This window comes from Lachnoclostridium sp. Marseille-P6806 (assembly GCF_964238185.1).
Classification (GTDB): domain Bacteria; phylum Bacillota; class Clostridia; order Lachnospirales; family Lachnospiraceae; genus Brotaphodocola.
In genome coordinates this window covers 21,119-40,365 of the sequence record NZ_CAXSLG010000014.1, presented here as the reverse complement: position 1 = coordinate 40,365, position 19,247 = coordinate 21,119, and the positions used below count along the sequence as shown (strand labels likewise).

General features: G+C 47.9%; 18 protein-coding genes and 1 other annotated feature (1 of these 19 cut by a window edge). Of the genes, 17 read left to right on the top strand and 1 reads right to left on the bottom strand.

Annotated features, from left to right (window positions below; all coding sequences use genetic code 11):
• The first annotated feature begins 636 nt into the window (after positions 1 to 636).
• The 17 genes from ACESON_RS14855 to ACESON_RS14775 all read left to right on the top strand — a co-directional run bounded on the left by ACESON_RS14855 (position 637) and on the right by ACESON_RS14775 (position 17,713).
• Positions 637 to 1,272, top strand: coding sequence for a TetR family transcriptional regulator (locus ACESON_RS14855; RefSeq protein ID WP_177958521.1), 636 nt, complete (start codon positions 637 to 639; stop codon positions 1,270 to 1,272).
• Between the two features lie 200 nt (positions 1,273 to 1,472).
• Positions 1,473 to 1,958, top strand: coding sequence for a hypothetical protein (locus ACESON_RS14850; RefSeq protein ID WP_177958522.1), 486 nt, complete (start codon positions 1,473 to 1,475; stop codon positions 1,956 to 1,958).
• 66 nt (positions 1,959 to 2,024) lie between these two features.
• Positions 2,025 to 5,000 carry a suppressor of fused domain protein gene (locus ACESON_RS14845; protein WP_373110697.1) on the top strand — a complete coding sequence of 992 codons (2,976 nt, stop codon included), beginning with the start codon at positions 2,025 to 2,027 and terminating at the stop codon, positions 4,998 to 5,000.
• 135 nt (positions 5,001 to 5,135) lie between these two features.
• Positions 5,136 to 6,431, top strand: a complete 1,296-nt coding sequence (locus ACESON_RS14840; RefSeq protein ID WP_373110696.1) for an O-acetylhomoserine aminocarboxypropyltransferase/cysteine synthase family protein — start codon at positions 5,136 to 5,138, stop codon at positions 6,429 to 6,431.
• A 2-nt stretch (positions 6,432 to 6,433) separates the two neighbouring features.
• Positions 6,434 to 7,369: a cysteine synthase A gene (gene cysK / locus ACESON_RS14835; RefSeq protein WP_373110695.1), complete on the top strand. Its 936-nt coding sequence runs from the start codon at positions 6,434 to 6,436 to the stop codon at positions 7,367 to 7,369.
• Between the two features lie 56 nt (positions 7,370 to 7,425).
• Positions 7,426 to 7,830 carry an Rrf2 family transcriptional regulator gene (locus tag ACESON_RS14830; RefSeq protein ID WP_373110708.1) on the top strand — a complete coding sequence of 135 codons (405 nt, stop codon included), beginning with the start codon at positions 7,426 to 7,428 and terminating at the stop codon, positions 7,828 to 7,830.
• A gap of 232 nt (positions 7,831 to 8,062) precedes the next feature.
• Positions 8,063 to 9,118, top strand: a complete 1,056-nt coding sequence (locus ACESON_RS14825; protein ID WP_373110694.1) for an L-threonylcarbamoyladenylate synthase — start codon at positions 8,063 to 8,065, stop codon at positions 9,116 to 9,118.
• Positions 9,119 to 9,134: 16 nt separating this feature from the next.
• A complete protein-coding gene (locus ACESON_RS14820) occupies positions 9,135 to 9,635 on the top strand; it encodes a cytidine/deoxycytidylate deaminase family protein (RefSeq protein WP_373110692.1) in 501 nt (166 codons plus the stop codon).
• Positions 9,636 to 9,637: 2 nt separating this feature from the next.
• Positions 9,638 to 11,428, top strand: coding sequence for a B12-binding domain-containing radical SAM protein (locus ACESON_RS14815; protein WP_373110706.1), 1,791 nt, complete (start codon positions 9,638 to 9,640; stop codon positions 11,426 to 11,428).
• A gap of 143 nt (positions 11,429 to 11,571) precedes the next feature.
• Positions 11,572 to 12,345: an endonuclease III gene (gene nth, locus ACESON_RS14810; protein ID WP_373110691.1), complete on the top strand. Its 774-nt coding sequence runs from the start codon at positions 11,572 to 11,574 to the stop codon at positions 12,343 to 12,345.
• Complete coding sequence (locus ACESON_RS14805; RefSeq protein WP_373110690.1) at positions 12,342 to 13,088, top strand: PolC-type DNA polymerase III; 747 nt, start codon at positions 12,342 to 12,344, stop codon at positions 13,086 to 13,088. The genes nth and ACESON_RS14805 overlap by 4 nt, the downstream gene beginning before the upstream one ends.
• Positions 13,069 to 13,230, top strand: a complete 162-nt coding sequence (locus ACESON_RS14800; protein ID WP_177958901.1) for a hypothetical protein — start codon at positions 13,069 to 13,071, stop codon at positions 13,228 to 13,230. The genes ACESON_RS14805 and ACESON_RS14800 overlap by 20 nt, the downstream gene beginning before the upstream one ends.
• A 19-nt stretch (positions 13,231 to 13,249) precedes the next feature.
• The gene (locus tag ACESON_RS14795; RefSeq protein WP_373110688.1) at positions 13,250 to 14,842 is read left to right on the top strand and encodes a VanW family protein; all 1,593 of its coding nucleotides are present in this window, start codon (positions 13,250 to 13,252) and stop codon (positions 14,840 to 14,842) included.
• A gap of 60 nt (positions 14,843 to 14,902) precedes the next feature.
• Positions 14,903 to 15,511 (top strand): AIR synthase-related protein, encoded by a 609-nt coding sequence (locus ACESON_RS14790; protein WP_373110686.1) that lies wholly within the window; start codon positions 14,903 to 14,905, stop codon positions 15,509 to 15,511.
• A 33-nt stretch (positions 15,512 to 15,544) separates the two neighbouring features.
• On the top strand, positions 15,545 to 16,027 hold the full coding sequence (locus ACESON_RS14785) for an Lrp/AsnC ligand binding domain-containing protein (protein ID WP_177958904.1): 483 nt from the start codon (positions 15,545 to 15,547) through the stop codon (positions 16,025 to 16,027).
• A complete protein-coding gene (locus ACESON_RS14780) occupies positions 16,024 to 17,199 on the top strand; it encodes an aminotransferase class I/II-fold pyridoxal phosphate-dependent enzyme (protein WP_373110684.1) in 1,176 nt (391 codons plus the stop codon). Before ACESON_RS14785 ends, ACESON_RS14780 begins: the two co-directional genes overlap by 4 nt.
• A gap of 7 nt (positions 17,200 to 17,206) precedes the next feature.
• A complete protein-coding gene (locus ACESON_RS14775; protein WP_177958906.1) occupies positions 17,207 to 17,713 on the top strand; it encodes a tRNA (cytidine(34)-2'-O)-methyltransferase in 507 nt (168 codons plus the stop codon).
• Positions 17,714 to 17,840: 127 nt separating this feature from the next.
• On the opposite strand, the gene ACESON_RS14770 is transcribed toward ACESON_RS14775, so the two are convergent.
• Positions 17,841 to 18,878 carry an aldo/keto reductase gene (locus tag ACESON_RS14770; RefSeq protein ID WP_373110682.1) on the bottom strand — a complete coding sequence of 346 codons (1,038 nt, stop codon included), beginning with the start codon at positions 18,876 to 18,878 and terminating at the stop codon, positions 17,841 to 17,843.
• Between the two features lie 257 nt (positions 18,879 to 19,135).
• Positions 19,136 to 19,247: a binding site (T-box leader), on the top strand (it continues 126 nt past the right edge of the window).

Below are 19,247 nucleotides of genomic sequence, written 5' to 3'. Positions count from 1 at the left end.
GACAGAGAATAATATCTAAACAAAATTGATTAGTAATTGTCGTGTGGGAATAATCTCAGAGTCCCGAAAAAGCCCAGTATGACTGGGTTTTCTAAGGCTTGACGCCCTCTGTGGCAACATTTTTCATGATTCATTAAAAGAGAGCTAACTGACTTTGATTCGTCAGTTAGCTCTCTTTTTCACGCCATATTAGACCTTTAGCCCTGCAATTCCTTTTCCATTATTTCTCGGAATTTTGCAAAGAAAGGTATTTCCCTTGTGCAGAAGCAGAGCTTTATGAAAGTAGACGAAGTTGCTTTGGAGTTGGGCATCTCCAAGTCCTGCGCTGTAAGGTGCTCCACGGGCTTAACGAAGAATTGCAGGAAAAAAGCTATCTGACTATTTCTGATAGTGTCAATCGAGATTTTTTTGGAGAAGCATTACTACACCAAAATGATACTAGCAAGGGAGAAATCATAACGGCAGTCTGTAAGGAAGAAAAACAGCATCTTACGATATGCTGAAGTTATACATTCATGCATCGAGTTCATAAAAAATTTTCAAAAAGGTAGTTGTATATTTTCTTTTGTTCAGTTATTATATAAATACTAATTTAAAATTTTGTTCTTTATATTGCTGAGGGGAGGATAGAAAGATATGGCGCGAAAGGCCTATTCGGAACAGGAGCGGGAGCAAGTGCGGAATGCTCTGCTGACCACAGTAACCCAGTGTATTGTGGATCGGGGCCTGATCCATAGCAGTATTGATGTCCTGTGCAAAAAAGTAGGCATCTCCAAGACCTTTTTCTACACCTTTTTTTCTTCCAAGGAAGATTTAGTGTTGGAGGCACTTCGGTATCAGCAGCCTAAATTGCTGCAATATGCCAGAAATCTGATGGGAGATCCTGCACTTAGCTGGCGAGAGGGTGTCCGAACTTTTTTGGAGACCTGCACCTATGGTGAGAAAAAAGGCATCGCTGTGCTGTCTATTGAAGAAGAACAGGAGATTTACCGCTGTCTCTCCCAGGAAAATTTTCAGACCTTCCGTGAAGAACAGATCAAATTATTTCGCGAGATACTCGTGATTTTTGGCCTTCCCATGGACAGCATAGAACCGCGGCTGTTTGGTAACCTGGCTCTGTCCATGATGATGGTATATAAGGCAATTCCAGATACCATGCCCTTTCTGTTTCCGGAGGTAGCAGAGGATATGGTGGCATTTCAAATCAACGCCCTGCTGGATGAAATGCAGCGGGCAAAAGAAAAAATAAACAGAGTGAGAGAAGATGCATAGAAATAACCAACGAATCCCTATGAGTATGCAATGCGACTCAATTGTACAATCACTGAAAAAGGCCGATTTCCTGAAACCGGCCGCTGGTTCTGTGCGTTTTTTTGCCCTGCGTCAGCCTGTCCTTTTGACAGTGCGGCGCGGGGTTTTTTTGTGTCAGGAGCTTAAATAACTTTTTTAAATACAATCAGGAGGATAAAATTATGGGATTATTCAGCAAATTGTTTAAGGGACCGGAGCCGGATATGGAAAAGAGCGCAGCCAACGCAAAAAAGGTACGTGCACTGTTTGATCAGGCAGTGGAGCACGGCGAGGAGTACCGCCTGATCGTGGGCTATACTGAGGACGTCAAGCGATTCAATTATGGTTTTGTCCACGGGAGTAAAACAAAAATCGGTAATTTGATTGTGGGATGGAATGAAGCTACTAACACGATTGTGGTGGTGCCGACTGTTCCCGATCTCTCCGGCTATGGAGATCCTACTTATTACCGCCGAAATGAGATTCACAAGGCGTACCGGAACAAGTATCCCACCGATGCCTTTATCATTTATCCCGACCGGAAGGGGTATATTGGCATCAATGCTTATGAATGGCTGGAGGATGAGAAGCTGTATATCTATCTCTATCAGAAAGAAGAACTGGAGGCATTTACAGCATTCTTCCAAAATACATTTGCAACCAAATAAGCAGGGCACGAGGCGAGGCCTAGTGTGGAATCCGTGCTTGACAGCAAAATGAAAGGAGGCGTTGCTATGGAATTATTGGAACAGTGCCGGAAATGGAATGAGAACAAGGAATACCAGAAGCTAATTGACGCTTTAGAGAATATTTCTGCCGATGAGCGTACCCCTGAGATGGACAGTGAGCTGGCCAAGGCATACATAGCCATTGCAGATATAGGAGAACGGGAGCCTTATGAAGAAGGTTCTGCGCTGCCCCGGTTTGAGAAGAACTTCCGGGAGAGGACGCAGGAAGCCTGGGCCGCTTTTGCCGGGATAGAGGGGGAACTGCGGGCCATTATGGAGGCGGATAAGCTGAGAGAACGGAGTGAGGAAATTATAGAAAAATGCAGTGGGGCCCTGGAGCTGGCCCTCTCTTCTCCTGCCTTTGAGCTGGGCTTCAATGGTGAAAAATATGAATTAATCCTCAGCGCCGAGGGCAGCCGGGCCGGACTGTTCCCCCTGGTCTATTTCCAGTGTCATGCACCGGCATCTGTGCGAGAACACTGGAACATTCTGGTGGGCCGTCAGCCCTCTGCCGAGTTCTCTTTGCGCTCTGGGCCGGACGAGATTCGACCAGAAGATGTGCAGGTGTGGGTGGAGCAGCAGGAGGATGGGCGGCTGTCCCTCACCCTCTGCTGTGAAAAAATACTGCCTCTGCAGCAGGAGAATGTGGAACGGGCCTGGTGGCTGCTCTCTACTCTCACGGATCAGGTGCTGGGGGAAGTCAATTTCATTGCCCATATCGGCGGGGTTGACTTAATCGATGCCCCAAAAAAAGGCCCTGTCGCCTTCCCTGCCGTTTCTCTTGAAAAGCTGCCCCAGATGCTGAAAAGTTTGGGACTGACCGACTATCGGGATGGGGCGGATTTTCTGGAGAACAGCTATATCACCTATGAACTGGACCCAGTGAAAGACCCAGACGCTGACTGGCGGCTGGATGTTTACACCGGTTCTAACCGTCTGCCGGTGCTGATCAACGAGTACATGAGCGCCCAGAGTGATATGATGAATGAGTATCACAAGGATGGCATTGTGGCCGGTTTCCTGTGTTATCCGCTGAACGGATTTGAGGGTGGAAATCGAGCGGAACAGATTCTGCAATTCCGGGACACTTTGCAGGATGCTATTCAAAAACATGCAGGGGAGGGCGCAGTCACCTTCCTGGGCGGTGCCACTGGGCTATACTATGGGTATCTGGACTTTATTGCCTGGGATCTTCTCGCCGTGCTGGATGCAGCAAGAGCTTTCTTTGCTGATACCGATTTGACCTGGAGCGGCTTTCATGTGTTTCGCCGGGATGTGGGGGCTGTCCGTCTTTGGGAGCAGGAAAAAGAGCCGGAGGTTGACCCGGAGACAGGTTCCCTTCTCTCAGCGCAAAATATTGAGACACTGGGATCCTTTCAGGATGAGATATCGGGATATTTTGGACAGATGCTTTGCTGGTTGGAGGATTTTATCGAGCAGGGTGTGCAGGAGGGGAAATTTACTCAGCGTCAGGTCCATCAGGATCTTCAGATCGCTCTGTGGTATTCCTTTGCCTGCAACAATCTGGATGAGTACCGCTATTACTGCAAGGCGGCAGACTGGATGAAGGATTCAGAGAAAAATGCTGTGGGCTGCGCCATGTGGTACTATCGCTATTCCGTGGCCTTAATGTACTGCGGACGGCTGGAAGAAGCGCTGAACTATGCAGAAAAAGGGATTCAGGAGGAGCCGGGTTATCCATGGATCTGGTTACAGGCAGGTAAGCTGCGTAGCCACTTTGGAGATAAAGCGGGCGCGCTGGAGGCGGTTGCCCATGGTCTTGCATTGGAACCTGACGATTATGAGTTCCTTACTTTGAAAAAAGAAATTGAAAATGGCGCACCACTGGAACAGATGGAATATCACTGGATCAACCCGGATGCCGATCAAACTCTTCAGCAGGGACTGGATGAGAATGCAGATGATAAACAACGTTCTATTTCCTGTATAACGGTCAATAAGGAGGGGCTGGAACGCTTTTGGATGATTTTTGGCCCAAAACCGGAACAATATACGCCCAATGCTCCCTTTACCCAGTTCCCTTACAGGATCAACGATCATCCTGTAGATCTGGTATTTCAGATGAATGAGGGAGGAATGTCCAAGCTGAATACAGACTGGCTGGAACAACTGAAGGGGTGGATTCAGGACGGACAGTGGTTGGAACGGGAACATCCGGACGGCAGGGCGGCCCGCCTGGATACGGTGCTGGTGGGGCTGGATTATCACATCGGCCTGCTTTACAAGCTGACGGATGAGGATGTATATTTTCAAATCTTTCTGAACCCGGATGGGACAGAACAAGAGGGAACCTTCTGGTCCTCCGAGGAGAAGAGCAAGCCAGAGCTTTATACAGAAGAAGAGATGTCTGCTGTGGAGAAGCATATAAAAAGGTTTTTTGGAGAATTTGACCATGTGTTCCACGAACTGGTTTCCCCTGATATCCATGTAGATATCTGCGTTATTACGCCCTCGGAAGAAAGGGATTACTATTCGCTGGTGACAATGGGAATGGGGGCTCATCGGATGAATGTGCCGGAGGAGCTGGCAGAATACAGGCTGGAACGGGCAGAGTTGGCGATTGCCCTTCCGCCGGATTGGAAACTGGATGAAGAATCCATGAAGGAGGAGAAGTGGTATTGGCCCATTGGTCTGCTGAAGGTTTTAGCCCGGTTGCCGGCTGCTAGTGACACCTGGCTGGGATTCGGACATACGATGGACAAGCAATCTCCTTTTGCAAAGGATACGAAGCTCTGCGCCAGTCTCCTGACTGGTCCTCAAGGTGTGGAGGATGGCTGTGAGGTCTGTATCTTGCCGAACGGTGAGACAGTAAACTTCTATCAGGTAATCCCCCTGTATCGGGATGAGATGGAGTATAAACTGGAGCACAATGCAGATGCGTTAATTGAAAAAATGGCAGAGGTAAGCTTTGTGGTACAGCCAGAACGACCAAATTGTTTACATAATCTTTCTATATTCTAATTTCAGACAAGCTAAGTCCGTTTTTGGATTTAGCTTGTTTTTTTACGCAATATTTACGATATACCTATTTACAAGGTGGGTATTATCCGTTATAATAAAACCTACTTAAAAGGTAGGGAATAGGAGGAGAAAATAATGAAGGCAGATTACAAATTTGAGACATTACAGCTTCATGCAGGTCAGGAGGTGCCGGATCCGGCAACAGATGCGAGGGCAGTTCCTATTTACGCAACCACATCCTATGTATTTAAAAACTCAGCGCAGGCGGCAGCGAGATTCAGTCTGGCAGAGTCAGGGAATATTTATGGAAGGCTAACCAATTCGACGCAGGCGGTTTTAGAGGAACGAGTAGCTGCTCTGGAGGGTGGAACAGCTGCACTGGCACTTGCTTCTGGTGCGGCAGCTATTGCATATACCCTGGAGGCACTGGGACAGAATCAAGGACATATTGTTGCTCAGAAAACGATTTACGGAGGCAGTTATAATCTTCTGGCGCATACGCTGCCAGGTCTGGGGATTACAGCCAGCTTTGTGAATATTCACAATCTGGAAGAAGTAGAAGCGGCGATTCAGGAAAATACCAGAGCACTTTACATAGAAACACTGGGAAATCCGAACAGTGATATTCCGGACATTGATGCGCTGGCTTCCATTGCTCATAGACATGGATTGCCGCTGGTGGTAGATAATACTTTTGGAACTCCGTATTTGATTCGACCGATTGAGCATGGGGCAGATATTGTGGTTCATTCTGCTACAAAGTTTCTTGGCGGTCATGGAACAACGCTGGGCGGTATCATTGTAGATTCCGGAAAATTTGACTGGGCGGCCAGCGGCAGATATCCGGCAATTTCAGAGCCGAATCCCAGTTACCATGGTGTGTCATTTACACAGGCTGCAGGCCCAGCCGCTTTTGTAACCTATATTCGTGCGATTCTACTGCGTGATACAGGTGCAGCGATTTCTCCTTTTGCAGCATTTCTTCTGCTTCAGGGAATCGAAACTTTGTCGCTGAGACTGGAACGCCACATAGAAAATACGAAAAAAGTGATTGATTTTCTGGCAGGACATTCACAGGTAGAAAAAGTGAATCATCCCTCATTACCAGAACATCCGGATTACAAGCTTTATCAGAAGTATTTCCCAAGAGGAGGAGGTTCTATCTTTACTTTTGAAATAAAAGGAGGTCAGAAAGAGGCTCATGATTTTATTGACCATCTTCAGATTTTTTCCTTGCTTGCCAATGTGGCGGATGTAAAAAGCCTTGTGATTCATCCGGCTACGACAACACACAGTCAGCTTTCTAATGAGGAACTGGAGGAGCAGGGAATAAAAGAGAATACGATTCGCTTATCTATTGGTACAGAACATATTGACGATATCATCGCAGATCTGAAAAAGGGATTTGCAGCAGGAAAACAGGAGGTATAACTATGGGAAAAATTTATACATCTTCAGCACAACTGATCGGACACACACCATTGCTGGAGTTATCGAATATAGAAAAGCAGTACGGGCTGAAGGCAAAGCTTATTGCAAAGCTGGAATATTTCAATCCGTCTGGTTCTGTAAAGGATCGGATTGCAAAGACTATGATAGAGGATGCAGAGGCAGAGGGAAAAATTACGCCGGAAACGGTGATTATTGAACCAACCAGCGGCAATACCGGGATTGGACTTGCGGCAGTGGCAGCAGCCAGAGGGTATCGGCTGATCATTGTAATGCCGGAAACGATGTCAGTAGAGCGGAGACAGCTGATGAAAGCCTATGGGGCAGAGCTGGTGTTAACAGAAGGAGCAAAGGGAATGAAGGGGGCAATTGAAAAAGCGCAGGAGCTAGCGCAGGAGATCCCCAACAGTTTTATTCCAGGTCAGTTTGTGAATCCGTCCAATCCGAAAGCGCATCGGAGCGGCACAGGTCCGGAGATTTACGAGGATACAGATGGAATGGTAGATATTTTTGTGGCAGGTGTGGGAACTGGGGGAACTATTACTGGTGTGGGAGAATATTTGAAAGCACGAAAACCGGAAGTAAAGGTAGTGGCAGTTGAACCAGAGGATTCTCCGGTACTCTCCTCAGGAAGAGCTGGAGCTCACAAGATTCAGGGAATTGGAGCAGGATTTGTGCCTGATATTTTAAACACACGTATTTATGATGAGGTGATTTCGATTTCCAATGAAGCGGCATTTGCAGCCAGCCGTTTGATTGGAAAAAAGGAAGGAGTTCTTGTTGGAATTTCTTCAGGCGCTGCAGTAGCTGCTGCCATTGATCTGGCCGGTCGTCCGGAACATGAAGGAAAAACGATTGTTGTACTTCTTCCAGATACCGGGGATAGATATTTATCCACTTCGCTGTTTACAGAAGAATAAGTTGCCTTGTTCTGTGCATTCATGGTATGATTGCCCTGAGAGAGGTGTTTGTTATGATGATTTCAACGAGGGGAAGATATGCGCTCCGTGTCTTGATTGATCTTGCGGAGCATGCTGAACGAGGTTATGTACCTATGAAAGAGATTGCAGAAAGGCAGGAAATTTCACTGAAGTATCTGGAACGGATTCTTCCGGTATTGTCGAAGAATGGATTGATTGAAGGGATACAGGGAAGAGGCGGAGGATATCGTTTGAACCGTTCGCCTGAGGATTGCAGGATTGGAGAGATTCTTCGTTTGACAGAGGGTGATTTGGCACCAGTTGCCTGCTTGGAATGTGACGCTAAGCCCTGCAACAGAATGGGAGAATGCCGTACCTATCCGATGTGGAGAGAATTTTATCAGTTGGTGACAGACTATTTTGATCACAAGACCCTTGCAGATATTATAAAAGCCAGCTGAATCAGAGGGTGGTTTGAAAATCATAGTTTCCCGGTCTTCCGAAAATGGAGGATCGGGGAATTTTATGTCATAGGAAAGTGTGTCCTGTGACATAAAAACGCTCCGCGAGCGAGCTTCTTTTTATGCAGAAAAGCTGTAAAAAGCAGGAGTTCTTTTCTTCTGGCAGAAACACCTGCTTTCCCCGCAAACAATCTTGTGATATAATAATCCCCAGTAAAGGGGAAGAAGAACAATGGAGACAAAACTGATAAAGATTCAAGATTCAGAATGGATAAAAGATGAGGAACTGGCAGAAGCAGCCCGGATTATCCGGGAGGGCGGCCTTGTGGCATTTCCTACAGAGACGGTATATGGACTGGGAGCAAATGCTCTGAATGAGGATGCGGCCCGGAAGATTTACGCAGCAAAGGGACGCCCATCAGACAATCCTCTGATTGCCCATATTTCCTGTATGGAGGAGCTGGAGCCGCTGGTGAAGGAGATTCCGGAAGCAGGAAGAAAGCTGGCGGAGGCATACTGGCCGGGCCCGCTGACAATGGTTTTTCCAAAAAGCGAGATTGTCCCTTATGGAACAACCGGCGGCCTTGATACGGTTGCAGTGCGTATGCCCAGCGATCCCATTGCGGGCAGGTTGATTGCACTGTCCGGTGTGCCGATTGCAGCGCCCAGCGCCAATACTTCCGGGCGGCCAAGCCCGACGACAGCTCAGCATGTATGGCAGGATATGAACGGAAAGATTGAGATGATCCTGGATGGAGGTCCGGTGGGGATTGGAGTGGAGTCTACGATTGTAGATGTGTCTGGCCCTGTTCCGGTGCTTCTGCGTCCCGGCGCAGTTACTATGGAAATGCTGGAAGCAGTTGCCGGCCAGGTGGAGATCGATCCGGCTATTCAGGGACCGCCAAGAGAGGATTTGCGTCCCAAAGCGCCGGGAATGAAATACCGCCATTATGCTCCTCACGGAGATCTGATTTTGGTAGAAGGCGATCTGGAGGCTGTTGTGGAGCGGATCAATTCTCTTTCCCGGGAACGCGAAGAAGAGGGATGCCGGGTTGGAGTAATCTGCACAGAGGAAACCAGAGAACGGTATCACTATGGAGAAATTCGCAGTGTGGGCCAGAGAGCCAAAGAAGAAACCATTGCCCACAATCTGTTTGCCGTTCTGCGGGAATTTGATGATCTGGGAGTGGACTATATTTATTCAGAAAGCTTTTCCAGAGATCATCTGGGTCAGGCGATTATGAACCGCCTTACGAAGGCAGCAGGATATCATGTGATTCATGTATAATAAGGAGGGAAGGCTGTTGAGCAGTACGAAAAAAAGAGCAGATTATATTTCCTGGGATGAATATTTTATGGGCGTGGCAGATTTGTCCGGCAGGCGCTCTAAGGATCCGAATACCCAGGTGGGAGCGTGTATTGTCAGTGAAGACAACAAAATTTTATCAATGGGATACAACGGCTTTCCGAGGGGATGCTCAGACGATGAATTTCCCTGGGGAAAGGATGAGGAGACTACTGACCCGTACAGCGCTAAGTATCTGTATGTGACTCACAGTGAGCTGAATGCTATCTTAAACTACCGGGGCGGCAGTCTGGAGGGAAGCAAGCTGTATGTAACTCTGTTTCCCTGCAATGAATGTGCAAAGGCGATTATCCAGGCAGGGATTAAGACAATTATTTATAAAGAAGACAAATATTCGGACTCTCCTTCTGTTCGTGCATCGAAGCGGATGCTGAATGCGGCGGGAGTACGGTATTATCAGTATGAAATTACGGGAAGAAAGATTGAGATTGATGTATAATGATGAAATTTTTACTGGCAGCGGTGAATGCAAAGTATATTCATTCTAATCCCGGGATTTACAGCCTGAAGGCGTATGCAGAGCGGACACGGGGAGACCTGTTCCCGGAAGGGGCAGGGCTCCCCTCTGTTCATGTGGAGATAGGTGAATATACGATTAATAATCAAATGGAACAGATTCTGGAGGATATTTACCGGAGAAAGCCGGATATGGTGGGATTTTCCTGCTATATCTGGAATATTGTACCCTGTCTGGAGCTGGTTCGGGATCTTCATAAGGTGCTTCCGGACACAGATATCTGGCTGGGCGGTCCAGAGGTGTCCTTTGATGCTCCGGAATTGCTTTTGCGGGAGCCGGAAGTTCTGGGTATTATGAAAGGCGAGGGGGAGGAAACCTTTGCCGCTCTTTTAAACTGTTATGAAAAGCTGGGAATGTCTGTGAGAAAGTCAGTGGGAATGTCTGGCTGCAGAGACCAGGAGAAAAAGGAGGAAGAATTTTGGGAAAGTCTTTCTTCTCTTCCTGCGGCAGCCTATCGGGGGAAGGATGGAACTATTCAGGATCATCCTGTTCGCCCGGTCATGGATATGAGCCGGATTCCCTTTCTTTATTCCCGGCTGGAGGGCTTTGAAAACAGAATCATTTATTATGAAAGCAGCCGGGGCTGTCCTTTTTCCTGCAGCTATTGTCTTTCTTCTGTGGATAAATCCGTCCGTTTCCGGGATTTGGAACTGGTAAAGAGGGAACTGGATTATTTTCTGGAAAACCGGGTTCCGCAGGTGAAATTTGTGGACAGGACCTTTAACTGCCGTAAGAGCCATGCACTGGAAATATGGAGACATATTAAGGAGCATGATAATGGGGTGACAAATTTTCATTTTGAAATTGCGGCGGATCTTCTGGATGAGGAGGAATTGGAGCTGATTGGAATCATGCGGCCCGGACTGATTCAGCTGGAAATCGGTGTGCAGAGCACCAACCCAAGAACGATCCGGGAAATTCACCGGGTTATGGATCTGGAACGGCTGAAAAAGGTGGTGGTCCGCATCAATGCCGGCCATAATGTGCATCAGCATCTGGATTTAATTGCAGGCCTGCCCTGGGAGGATTATTCCTCCTTCCACCGATCCTTTAATGAGGTATATGCCATGGAGCCGGAGCAGCTTCAGCTGGGATTTTTAAAGGTATTAAAGGGCTCTTTTATGTATGAGCAGGCAGAGAACTATGGACTGGTTTACAGAGATAAGCCGCCCTATGAGGTGCTGTCTACCAAATGGCTGTCCTATGATGATGTGCTGAAGCTGAAAGGGATTGAGAATATGGTGGAGGTGTATTACAACAGCGGACAGTTTACCAGGACGCTGAAGTATCTGGAGGACTGGTGGAAGGACGCCTTTGTTTTGTATGAGCAGCTGGCAGACTATTATGAGCAGAGGGGACTGACAGGGCTGAATCACAGCCGCCTGGCCCGGTACGAAATTCTCCACGATTTTGTAGAGGAACGGACAGAAGGTGAATTTCTGATGGGGGCAGAGGATGCGCTTATGTGTGACCTTTATCTGAGGGAAAATGCAAAAAGCAGACCGTCCTTTGCACTGGATCAGAGTCCCTATAAGGAGAAAATCCGCAGTCTGACTCCAGAGCTGCGGGGGCTGGGAACCAGGGTTCATGCAGAGGTGCTTCGCAGCGGAAAAATTATGCTGTTTGATTACAGAAAGCGGGATCCCCTTACACATAATGCAGAGATGATCTGCCTGGAGCCGGAGAAGGCCTGTTTAGAAGAAACCACCTGCTAAAGAAGGGAGTTCTGTCAGGATCTTTCCTGTGCGCGGGAGGGAAACAGACGCAGAAGCGACCCGCCGCAGGCGGAGAAGCTCGCTTGCGAGCTTCTTTTTTAAAATAGGAGAATTTAAGGAAGGAGCGTCCGTTCAGGGGGCAAATGTGGAGACAGAGTTCTGTAACCATATTTGCCCTTTGGGCGGCAAAGGAGTGGAAGATGAAGAAAGAAACCAGGGCAGAGCGGGAAATACGGATCAGTCAGATTCTGGAAGCTATGGACAGAGAATACGGGACAGAGTACCGCTGTTATCTGAATTATGAAACACCCTGGCAGCTGTTGATTGCCGTAATTCTCAGCGCCCAGTGCACAGATGCCAGGGTGAATCTGGTGACGGCGGATCTATTTCAAAAATACGATACTCTGGAGAAATTTGCCGGTGCAGAGGTGAAGGAGCTGGAGCAGGATATTCATTCTATCGGCTTTTATCACAGTAAGGCAAAAAATATTATTTCCTGCTGTAAACGGCTGATAGAGGAGCATCAGGGGGAGGTTCCACGAACGCTGGAGGAGCTGACGGCTCTGGCAGGTGTCGGGCGAAAAACGGCCAATGTAATCAGAGGGAATATTTACCACGAGCCAAGCATTGTTGTGGATACTCATGTAAAACGGATATCCAGAAAGCTGGGGCTTACCCGGCAGGAGGATCCGGAAAAAATTGAGTATGACCTGATGAAGGTTTTGCCGGAGGATCACTGGATTCTCTGGAATATTCATGTAATTACGCTGGGACGTACAATCTGTACAGCCCGAAGTCCCCGGTGTGGCGAATGTTTTCTTCGCTGTCTGTGTCCATCTGCAGAGGATATGGAAAAAGAGAAGACAAAAAAAGAGAAAACAGGGAATTCTGGAAGCAGAAAGGGAGAGCGGTTATGAGCGGGGACAGAAGAGAGAACCCTGTGAGGATTCCGAACCAGTATATTGCAGTTGACCTGGAAACAACAGGGCTGGATCCAAAGCGGGACAGGATTATTGAGATTGGAGCCATTCGGGTGGAAAACGGGCAGAAAACGGCATCGTTTCACACAATGGTCAATCCAAGAAGGACGCTGGAGGAACGGATTGTTCAGCTGACGGGTATTTCCGATGAAATGGTGGAGAATGCGCCGGACATTGGGGATGAAATAGGAGAGTTTCTTGATTTTTGTGGACAGCTTCCTCTTCTTGGGCATCATGTTATTTTTGATTACAGCTTTTTAAAGCGGGCAGCAGTTAATCAAGGGCTGGAATTTGAACGGACGGGGCTGGATACGCTGCAGCTTTGCCGCAGATTTATGCCACAGGAGGAAAAGAAAAATCTGGAGGCGGCATGTCGTTTTTTTGAGATACAGCGTCAGGGAGCTCACAGAGCGCTGGGGGATGCAGAGGATGCCCACAGTCTGTACCAGCGTCTGATTGCCCTTTATGGAGAGACAGAACCGGGAGCATTTGCGGAAAAACCCCTGATTTATAAGGTAAAACGGGAGCAGCCGGCCTCGAAAAAGCAAAAAGAGGACTTGCGGTATTTACTGAAATATCATAAAATAGATTTACCTGTGCAAATTGACTACCTTAGCCGGAATGAGGCATCCCGGATTACGGATCAGGTGATTTCACAGTATGGAAGAATCAGGCATTAGCACAATATCGGAAAAAGAGGTGAATGGAACGATGATGAACATGAATAATAATAAAAACAGAAAGATTTTTGTAGCAGTAATTGCGGTGATTCTGGTACTTTCTATGATTGTGCCGGTTGTGGCCGCAGCACTGATGATCTAAAAAATCTGAGGGAGCGATTATGAAAAAGAGAAGCATTTGGAGCGGAGCAGCCCTGGCAGCAGTTATGAGCCTTTTTATGGCAGCTCCGGTGTCTGCAAAGGAAATGACAATTCCAGACGGAGTTTTCGTAGGAGACATTGAGTTAGGCGGAATGACAAAAGAAGAGGCCGGACAGACGATTCAGGATCATGTGAATACTCTTGCGGATCGGAAGGTTACGCTGGACATTGAAGGAACGCCTGTGGAAGCTACTGCGGGAGAACTGGGATTTACCTGGAGCAATCCGGAGGCGGTGGAGGAAGCGGCGTCTCACGGGGCTGGCGGAAATCTGATCCAGCAGTATATGGAACGAAAGGATCTGGAAAAGGAGCCGGTTCACATTTCTCTGGAAACAGGGGTGGATGAGGCGGAATTTGCTGAGTTTGTGAACGCCAACTGCCAGGGGATGACGGCAGAGCCGCAGAATGCGGTGATTACCAGAGTGGACGGCAAATTTGAAATTACACCTGAAGTGGATGGAAAAACGGTAGATACCGAGGCCACAAGGGCAGCGCTGGAGACGGCGCTTGCAGAGGCAGATGCAGAAGCAGTAACAGTAGAAGCAGCCATAACTGTGAAGGAGGCAGCAGTCAGAGAAGAGCAGCTTGCTACCATACAGGACGAGCTGGGAAGCTTTTCTACGGACTTTAGCAGCAGCGGAGATTCCAGATCAGGCAACCTGCAGAATGGAGCAGCCAAAATCAACGGACATGTTCTGATGCCAGGGGAAACCCTGTCCGGTTATGAGTGTATGCATCCGTTTACCAAAGAAAACGGATATTTTTCCGCAGCAGCTTATGAGAACGGACGTGTGGTAGACAGTATTGGAGGCGGCGTCTGCCAGATTTCCACAACCCTGTATCAGGCAGCTCTCCGCGCAGAGCTGGAGATTGTTCAGAGACAGAACCATTCCATGATTGTAGGCTATGTAAAGCCATCTATGGATGCGGCTACAGCAGGAACGGTAAAGGATCTGAAGGTGACGAACAATTACAGCACACCGATTTATGTTGAGGGATATACCAAGGGACGGACGCTGACTTTTACGATTTATGGAAAAGAGACACGTCCGGCTAACCGGACTGTGGAGTTTGTTTCAGAAACGCTCAGTACCATTGATCCGGGAGAACCGGAGATAAAAGTGGACAATTCCATGGCTCCTGGTACAAGAAAACAGGTACAGTCCGCTCATACCGGAATCAAGTCCAGATTGTGGAAGGTTGTAAAGGTAGATGGAACAGAGACAGAACGCACTCTGCTTCATACAGATACCTACAATGCCTCCAAGGCCATTGTTATGGTAGGACCGGAAGTTCCGGCGTCAGCCCCAGTGGAGACAGCGCCTGTGACAGACAGTCCGGAGGAGTCCGCAGAGGAAGTACCGTCCACGGAGTTTTCTGTTGTTGAAGGAATTCACGGAGGTCCCGGTGTTTCTTCAGAAGAAAAGGCCAGCTCCGCAGGAGAGGGAGGCCCAGGAGAAGCGAGTACACCGGCTCCGGCAGCAGGTCCGGGAGAAACCAAAGCTCCGGTTCCGGCAGCGGGCTCGGGAGAAACTGAGGCGCCTGCTCAGTAAAAGGCGATACGGTCTTTTCTGCAAAGGGACTGGATAGAATGAAAAAAGAGGACAAACAGCATGATGCGAAGAATTGAGCGGCAGAATACTGGAAAGCTGTGTGCCGGCCAGGATCTGATTGTGGTGGGAAATCCCGGACTGTCGGGAGCGGCAGTGATTGCAGAACGCTTTCACAGCCATTTGAAGACCTGGTTTTCCGAGGAGTATCTGGAGGAACTGAAAGCGGACAGCCAGAATGCAGAAGGAGCGCTGGAGCCGGCTCTGGCAGAGCTGGCCTCTGAGATTACAGAATCAGAGCCCATAGGGGAAGGCGGCGTTTTAAAGGCGATCTGGAACCTGACCGGAGCCTATGAAACCGGCGTTCGGTTTGCCCTGCGGCAGATTCCACTGACTCAGGCAACCATAGAGATTTGTGAGCGGTTTGAATTGAACCCTTACCGGCTTTACAGCAGCAGCTGTGTACTTTTGACCTCAGAAAACGGAGGCCGCCTGGTGCAGAAGCTGAAAGAACGGGGAATTGAGGCCGCAGTCATCGGCGCAGTTCAGAAAGGGATTGCAAGAGAAATGATTGTTCAGGACGGACAGGGATTTCTGGAACGTCCCCAGCCGGATGAATTACTAAAAGCAGTTCCGGATTATCCGGTAAAAACGGAAAATAGTCCGGAATAGTTATCAAAATATAAAAATGGGAGGCAGTCTATTATGAGAGAGAAAATTTTGGCGGTTATCGAAAAAAACAGCAGAATCGATATTCATGATCTGGCAATTTTGTTAGGAGAGAATGAAGTCGCGGTGGCCAATGAGATTGCCGAAATGGAAAAAGAGCGGATTATCTGCGGATATCACACGCTGATTAACTGGGACAATACCAGTGAGGAAAAGGTCAGCGCTCTGATTGAGGTTAAGGTAACGCCTCAGAGGGGCATGGGCTTTGACAAGCTGGCAGAGCGGATTTATCAGTACAGTGAGGTGAATGCCCTGTATCTGATGGCCGGTGGATTTGATTTTATGGTAATTATTGAGGGAAAGACCATGCGCCAGGTAGCGCAGTTTGTTTCTGACAAGCTGGCTCCGCTGGATTCAGTATTAAGTACGGCCACCCATTTTGTTTTGAAAAAATACAAGGATCACGGAACTGTTTTAAGCGAGGAGATCCAGGACGAAAGGATGCTGATTACACCGTGAGAGATCCGTTAAATAAAATTATTACTTCGATTCCGCCTTCAGGAATCCGGAAATTTTTTGATATTGCCAATGAAATGCAGGATGTGATTTCTCTTGGTGTGGGAGAGCCGGATTTTGATACGCCCTGGCATATCCGGGAGGAAGGCATCTATTCTCTAGAAAAAGGAAGAACCTTTTATACAGCCAATGCAGGTCTGCGGGATCTTCGGGTGGAGATTCACAATTATCTGGAAAGACGCTGTCATGTAAGCTATGATCCGGACAAGGAGATTGTAGTGACAGTAGGCGGCAGCGAGGGAATTGATATTGCTATGCGGGCTATGCTGGATCCGGGTGATGAGGTGCTGATTCCTCAGCCCTGCTACGTTTCCTATGTGCCCTGCGCCGTTTTGGCCGGAGGTGTTCCTGTTGTGATTGAGCTGGAGGAAAAGGATCAGTTCTGTCTGACACCGGAAAAGCTTCTGGAAAAAATTACGCCGAAGACAAAGCTTCTGGTACTTCCTTTCCCCAACAATCCTACCGGAGCAGTGATGAACCGCCGCCAGCTGGAGGAGATTGCAAAAATTGTAATTGAACACGATCTGTTTGTTCTTTCTGATGAGATTTATTCGGAATTAACCTATGGAGAAGAAGAGCATGTAACTATTGCTTCCCTTCCTGGAATGCAGGAAAGGACAGTGTTGATTAATGGATTTTCCAAGGCTTTTGCCATGACAGGATGGCGTCTTGGATATGCCTGTGCTCCTGCTGTGATTTTAAAGCAGATGCTGAAGATTCATCAGTTTGCCATTATGTGTGCGCCCACAACCAGCCAGTATGCGGCAGTAGACGCTTTGAAAAACAGCGATGAGGATGTAAAGCGGATGCGGGAATCCTATGATCAGAGACGGCGTTATCTTCTTCATGCCTTCCGGGAAATGGGAATGGACTGTTTTGAGCCTCTTGGAGCATTTTACATATTCCCCAGTATCCGGCGGTTTGGTATGTCTTCAGATGATTTTGCCATGGAGCTGCTGAAGGCAGAGCGGGTAGCTGTTGTTCCGGGCACTGCCTTTGGTCAGGCAGGGGAGGGACATCTGCGTGTGTCCTATGCCTATTCCTTAAAGAGCCTGAAGGAGGCTTTGGGCCGGATTGAGCGGTTTGTGAATACCTTAGACAGCCGGGAAAGGTGAGAGAGGAATGAATATTGTACTTTTTGAACCGGAAATGCCCTTAAATACCGGCAATATCGGCCGCACCTGTGTGGCAACCAATACCAGACTTCATTTGATTGAACCCCTGGGATTTAAGCTGAATGAAAAGGCGATTAAAAGAGCCGGACTGGATTATTGGGATAAGCTGGATGTGACAGTGTATTGTGATTTTCAGGATTTTCTGGAAAAAAATCCGGGAGCAAAGATTTATATGGCTACAACAAAGGCGCCCAAGGTGTATACAGAGGTTAGCTATGAGCCGGACTGTTATCTTATGTTCGGAAAGGAAAGCGCAGGAATTCCGGAGGAAATCCTGGTGGAAAATCAGGAGAACTGTGTCCGGATTCCCATGTGGGGGGATATTCGTTCCCTGAACCTGTCTAATTCTGTTGCTGTGGTGCTTTATGAAGCGCTTCGTCAGAATGGCTTTGAGAAGATGACCCTGGAGGGCCATCTTCACCGCCTTCACTGGAAGGACGAAGCGTCCTTGTAATTTATGTCATAGGAAAGTGCGTCCTATGACATAAAAACGCTCCGCGAGGATCGCCATGCGTCGGAAGAGAATTTTGTCGCAGAAGCGACCCGCCGCAGGCGGAGAAGCTCGCGAGCGAGCTTCTTTTTTAAAAATTGTCTGCTGTCATGACTTTTCCTGCCAGAACTTCTTCGTAGTCTTTCAGGTTGCGCAAAAGGAGCTCAGGTGTATTTAGTCCGTAGGGACATTTGGAAGCACATTTGCCGCAGTGGAGGCATTCCTTGATTTTCATCATCTGTGCCTGACCCTCAGGAGACAGGTGAGAGGCTGAGGGAGAACGGCGCAGCAGCAGAGACATGCGGGCGCAGTCATTAATCTTAATGCCTGCGGGACAGGGCATACAGTAGCCGCAGCCGCGGCAGAAGCTGCCTGACAGCAGTTTTCGATCCTGTTCAATCATAGCTCGAATAGGCTCCGTCATAGCTGGAGGTTCCTTGATAAAAGAGAGGAACTGCTCCAGCTCTTCTTTTTTCTGGATCCCCCATATGGGAAGGACATTATCGTACTGATCCGCATAGGCATAAGCGGCTGCTGCATTGGTGATCAGACCGCCGGATAATGATTTCATGGCAATAAAGCCCATGTTCTGTTCCTTACAGCCCTGAACCAGAGCCAGATCCTTTTCCGTTGCCAGATAGCAGAAAGGGAACTGAAGGGTATCGTAGAGTCCGGAGTCTATGGCCTCCTGAGCAACCGACAGACGATGGTTGGTAATTCCGATAAAGCGGATTTTTCCCTGCTCTTTTGCCTTTAAGGCAGCATCGTAAAGACCGGATTCATCTCCGGGTTTCGGACAGAAGGCAGGATTGTGGAACTGGTAAATATCAATGCAGTCTGTTTTTAAAAGCTTTAAACTGGTTTCCAAATCCTTCCAGAAATCATCTGCAGTCTGGGCGGCTGTTTTAGTAGCCAGATAGATGTGGCTGCGCACATGGCTCAGAGCGTATCCCAGCTTTTCTTCGCTGTCTGTGTAGGCGCGGGCAGTATCAAAAAAGGTAATTCCTCCGTCATAAGCCTGCTGTAAAAGAGCGGCGGCCTGTTCTTTTGTAATTCTCTGAATAGGAAGAGCACCGAAGCCGTTTTTATTGACGGTAATTCCGGTTCTTCCAAGGATAACCTCTGACATTTTTTTCCTCCTCATGTACTCAATTTTTATAGAAAGTCTAACATGGATCTGCTGTTTCATCAAGATAAAATGCCCGTTCCATAAAGACAGATGTCGCTGCCATAAAGGATAAAACTGAACAAAAATAAAAGAAATTAATGAAAAATGACGAAAAATATCGAATACAACTAAAAGAAAAATGACAAAATGCCAGTTGACGATCCGATAAAATCGAGTTAATATTTTTATCATAGAGTTTACAAAAAACTCAGAATAATAAAAATTCTAAGAAGAGAACAAGTAGGGACAGAATGCGTGTTACAGAGAATCGTCGGTGGTGAGAGACGGTCACAGCGCTGGCCGGAAAATCATCTCTGAGAAGGGAAGCCG